Raw genomic sequence first — 3,427 nt, forward strand, 5'->3', positions numbered from 1 at the left:
AATCTCCCATAACCAATACATCTGACACTGATGCAATATTCTTAACTACATCAGGGCTTGTATAGGTAATTGTGTATCTTTCATAACAAAGCACAGGGGGTCGCAGAATTTCCTCAACCTCCTTTGGTGGAGGTTCTGAAATATTCCACAAAAAGGCATCTATATTATGAAAATCATATTCCTCTTCAATTTTCTTTGCTTCAGGCAAAATTAGATCCTTTGAATCTGAAATTAATAAAGAAATATTTTTATCATTCTCTTTCATCTGTCTGACCATCTTGCGTGTGAGATTTCCATTACCCGCTCCAACTTCAAGTAATGTTCTACATTCAATCGATGAGGCAATCTCAAATGCCACTTTTACTATTGTTTCTCCAAAATATTTATAAAAGGAACTTTGTGAAAACTCTGAAAACATCTTTTTAACGACAGGATTATTCCAATCAAAATCTCCGGATTTTTCCATTTTTAAAATCATCTTCATCATCTTCATTTCTGTATGGAAAGCTTTCGGCACTTCTCTTTCACTGACTTCCTCCCCCCGATAAATGCGCTCAGAGGCATCTGCCCATAACTCCCAATTCTGGAAATATCCACTGATAAAATCAGTGTATTCATCTTCCATCGTTTTTAGTTTCTTCTTTATCTCATCAAGAGTCATTTGCTTCTTTTTTATTAAATTATGAAACTGCGAATTTTCTCTATTTCAGAAATTCCCGATGATTTCAAATCAATCTCTTGTCCACTTTTTGCCCCTAATCCAAGTTCAACTGCCCTCTTTATCTGAAGCTGTTCCCAAATAGGCTTAATCTGTATAAAGTCTGATGCGCCGAGGCTTTTCATTATCGCAAGCCCCACAACATCAATGGCAATCTGGTCTCTTGAAGCTGCAATTATGCCGGGAGTTTCTACCTTCCCCTTGTCTGATGAACCTTCGACAATCGATCTTGTTGCATCAAGGACAGTAAGAGATGTCTTCACAGCAAGACTAATTTCAGGAATCATTGCTGATATGGGCTCGATGGGCTGAACGGGTTTGACTTCATCTCCAACGACCTTCCATTGCAAACCCTTATGAAGATATTCCATCCTATCAGGAACATCTATAAGACCTACATAATTTTTAAAGCCCATTGTATAACCGGTTATCCAATGGGCTTTCGGCTGAGGAATATTAATAATATGGTCAACTTCATCTATGATTTCAGAAATATGAAACCCCTGAGGCCAATTCACAGCCATTGGAGGTTTGACTTTGCGGTATTTTCTCTGCTCTCCTGTAATTACTTCTGCTTTTGCATCCATTGCCGCATCATATATCTTTGAAGCTTTCATTGCCTTCAAAGTATCAAGCGCCATAGTTGAACGGTCTGAGACAATTATCCTCGATGGCTCTTTTTCTCGCACAAGATTCACAAGTTCATAAACGACTTCAGGATTCGTACTGCCAGGCCATTCAACATTGGCATTGTTATTTGGTTTTAGAAGCACCTTATCGCCCGGTTTTATAAAATCGAGTCCTCCTGAAAGTTCAACTGCTTTTCGTAAAGTTTTCTTTACACTTCCGTCTCTTGCCATCCCCACTATAGATTTATGTGCAGGCATCTTCTTTATTTCATCGCTGAAAACAATCTTGGTGCCGCTTACCATTAATCCAAAGGCAGCGATTGAAACATCTTTGATAAAATCTCTACGGTTGGCCGATTTAAAAAAATGAAAGATGTTAAAGCGATTATTTTTTTTTTTCATTTCTATTTCTCCAAAAAAAGGAATCTTTAAAATGCAGCTTATTTAAAGCTATTTTATAAATTTGAAAAAATCAAAATAAAATATTTTCAGGGAGAATCAATCAGTAGGCGTTGTAAATGGTGAGATTTTTTGGAGGATTATCAATTTCAATGAAACCGACTTTATCATCTAATAGAAAAACTCTTTTTACTTCCATTGCCTTATCTGTTTTCAAGGTTTTCAGCCAATGATAGGATAATATAATTTTCCCATTCTCCGATTGCACATTGGAAAGCCAAATCTTATTTATTGCAGTCTTTACATTACCATGACCAGATAAAAAATAGCTTCCCTTTCTATTCACTTCATACAAAATAAATGGAGAAAATACTGCTCTTTTCACTATATAATCCGGGAATGAATCCATTAATTTTACTGCATCCTTTGACCAGCAGATTATCCATTTTATATTGTAAAGATTAAAATATTCTTCCAATCTTTGTCTGTTAAACCAGCTCAGCTTTTTATGGAAAAGAAAACCATCGTAGAAACTCATAAAATTATCAATCATTGGGTCTGTAGAATATTCACTGCCTACAAATTCACGGTCAACATAATGAGGAAGTAAAATGGGCAAGTGTCCTCCAAAATAAAGATGTCCACTCTCCCAATCTGAGTTTTCCATAAGAATTCTTCCTTCCTTTGTTGTATTTTCCCTGATGAAATTTATAAATTCTGTTGATTCCTTTGTAGAAGAAGTATTAAGGCGCATACTCTTTAAAATATAGAAATGATAATAAGGCATTGAAATTATTGTAAGGACAAAAAAGAGGGCAGTACCTTGCACAGTTATTTTTGAAAAGACTTTTTTATCTTCCGTAAGATATTTATATATTTTGTAGAGTCCAACAACTGATGAAGGAAGAAGAAAAATATTCATTGTTATCAAAAAACGAAGAGGTGTAAGGCGTCTTGTAAATTCTGCGAATGATCCATAAAAGCCAAGAAGGAAAAAAGAAGCAAAAGCTCCTGCCAAACAAAATAAAAGAGCTTTTTTATTTTCTCTCCTTAAGAATCGATACCCTACAATAGCAGAGAAAAGAATTGTAACATCAACCAATGAATTTTTTTTGAAAGGAATTCCATAATACTCATTGAATATGGGCATTTGAAAAATATATGTCTTTAGCGGTTCCCATAAACTTGAAGTATAATATGGCTCCCATGGGAAAAAACGTGTTCTATTTTCATAGAATAGGAAAAGGGGATAATAGATTGGCATTGTGACAATCAATATAACAAGAGCTGAGATACAAAAAGCCAATTTCCTATTTTTTAAAATCTCTTTAAAGGAACTTAGTATTAAAAAGAAAAGCGGCATGCCAATGCATATCATTGCAAGGAGATGCACCCATATTGCACAACATCCGATAAGAGTGGCTAAAACAATTTTTTTCCTTTTCCCTTCAGATAGATAAGAATAAAAAAGTGAGACGGAATATAAAGAAAGATAAGAAGCATAAACGAAGGAAATTGTTCCCCACTTTATAAAATCAACGCATATAGAAGTGTGAAGATAGATTAAGCCGCCTGCCGTAAATAGTAGTGATTCAGTGTCAGTAAATTTAAAATTTTTTCCTGCTAAATATAGAATAAAAGGTATGGATATAATCGAAAGGATGAAGGCAAATTTAAAAGC

At 34.8% G+C, this 3,427-nt stretch carries 3 protein-coding genes; all 3 read right to left on the reverse strand.

The genetic code is table 11. The features are described from left to right. On the reverse strand, positions 1–661 hold a 661-nt coding region (locus tag D6734_03735; protein ID RMF96403.1), incomplete at its 3' end, for a hypothetical protein. 14 nt (positions 662–675) lie between these two features. Continuing rightward, positions 676–1,749 (reverse strand): DUF362 domain-containing protein, encoded by a 1,074-nt coding sequence (locus D6734_03740; GenBank protein RMF96404.1) that lies wholly within the window; start codon positions 1,747–1,749, stop codon positions 676–678. A 100-nt stretch (positions 1,750–1,849) separates the two neighbouring features. Further along, positions 1,850–3,427: hypothetical protein (locus D6734_03745; protein RMF96405.1), on the reverse strand; the 1,578-nt coding region annotated here is incomplete at its 5' end.

Source organism: Candidatus Schekmanbacteria bacterium (assembly GCA_003695725.1).
Lineage (GTDB): Bacteria > Schekmanbacteria > GWA2-38-11 > GWA2-38-11 > J061 > J061.

Coding starts and splice junctions, on each gene's coding strand:
- D6734_03740 (RMF96404.1), bottom strand. CDS start 1,749: ATGAAAAAAAAAAATAATCGCTTTAACATCTTTCATTTTTTTAAATCG.